Below are 1,660 nucleotides of genomic sequence, written 5' to 3' on the forward strand. Positions count from 1 at the left end.
CGGAAGCGTCGGTTGAGGTGAAGGCTGAAGCCAAGACGGAAGAAGCGCCCAAGAAGACCGCCAAGACCTCGAAGGCGAAGGCCGCGAAGGCGGAGAGTACGGAGGCCGCCGAAGCCCCCAAGGCTGAGGAAGCCGCCGAGGGAGCTGAAAAGGCGTAAGCCGATAGGGTTCCTTCACGCACCCGACGCAACGACCGCAGGTTTTCGGATCTGCGGTCGTTCGTTTTGAACGGTCGGCAGAGGAAGTCGCCGAAACTTGGTGTTTCGGCCACCGGCTTGCGACAATACGGCAGCCCAAGGAGCACGACCATCATGACCACCCCTGCCGACCCGACCAATCCCGCCGATCCCACCGATCCCCTCGAAAACGCCATCCCGTCCGCCAGGAGGACGTCACGCCCGTCCGCGGGAGAGGGCCTCTCCGCCGGATCAGCCCAAGCGCCCGATTTCGCGCCGTCGAGTCTCTTCGCCGACGACGACTGCCCCCGGAGTCCCTTCTCGTCGGTCAAGCGGGGACTGCGTCAGGGCCTCGCCCTCGCGCGTGCCGTGCGTCCGGTCGGCTGGGCCTTCATTCTTTGGGGCGCCGTTCTCGAGGCGGTGTGCTTTTCGGCCTGGGCGCAGGGCGCGGAGCTGTCGGGGTTCGACCAACGGTTCGTCTTCCCGGTGCTCGCCTTCATCTCGACGGTCGTGCCGCTCGGGCTCGTCAAGTGCCGGCGGGATGCGGAGATCCGGGTCGAGATCGCGTCCCGCAAATGGCGCCTTCCCGACGAGGCGCCCCGCTGGGGTTGGCGGACGGTGTTGGGGGACGCCCTCCTGCTTCTCGGCATCACGGGCGGCGCGGCGATGCCCGCAGGTGAATACGTCCCGATCCTCGCCGCGGTCGTTTCCATCGCGATCGGGTTGGGGCTTCTCTGTCGCTCGGCGACGGCCGCCCCCGCGACCGTCGGGGACGTGCGGCGGCAGTCCGCCCGAACCCACCGCTTCTACGACCTCGGCGCCACCGGGTTCCGTTCGGGCGAGCGCGCCTTCTGGCGCACCCGCGTGCGGGTGGGCCGGGCGGAGCGTGCGGCGCAGACGCAGGGAGAGGAGAACGAAGAGAAGAAGACGGAAGAGGCGGCAGAAAAGCCTGAAGGAAAGCGGGAAGAAAAGGCCGCCTCGGAAACGGACGCCTCATCCCACACCTGCGAGGCCCGCGAAGCCGACGAAGCGGGCGAAACCAACGAAACCACCGAGGCCCGTAAGACTGATGAAACCGATGATGCCGATGAGACCGCCGCGTCCCGTCCGCACCCGTCGAAGCGCTCCCCGTGGATTCAGGTGGACGACTACGACCTGTGGGTTACGAACTGGGGCCTTCACGCCCGGTCGCTCACGGGCGGCACGGACTGGTCCTGCGCGAGGGACGAGATCCTCCGCGCGAAGCGCGTCACGGACCGCGCGAACGAAATCTGGTTCCTGATTCCCGGCGGCAGCTTCGTGTTGGGCTTCCCCACGCCCCTGGACCTCCTCATCTTCGGGCGCGCCTGGGGCCTGATGGCCTCGCCCGACCTCGTGATCGACCCGGTGACCGGGCAGGTGCGGGCAGGGGCGAAGGGAACGCCCGGCGCCTCGGGGTCTCCGGACGCCTTCGGCGTGAACACCTCGTGGACGCCGACCGTCTC

The 1,660-nt window shown here is 68.3% G+C and carries 1 protein-coding gene; it reads left to right on the forward strand.

Annotation, left to right across the window (positions count from 1 at the left end):
- Positions 1-311: 311 nt before the first annotated feature.
- Positions 312-1,660: hypothetical protein (locus HMPREF9440_RS08545; protein ID WP_040765205.1), on the forward strand; the 1,349-nt coding region annotated here is incomplete at its 3' end.

It is taken from the genome of Sutterella parvirubra YIT 11816 (assembly GCF_000250875.1).
GTDB lineage: Bacteria > Pseudomonadota > Gammaproteobacteria > Burkholderiales > Burkholderiaceae_F > Sutterella > Sutterella parvirubra.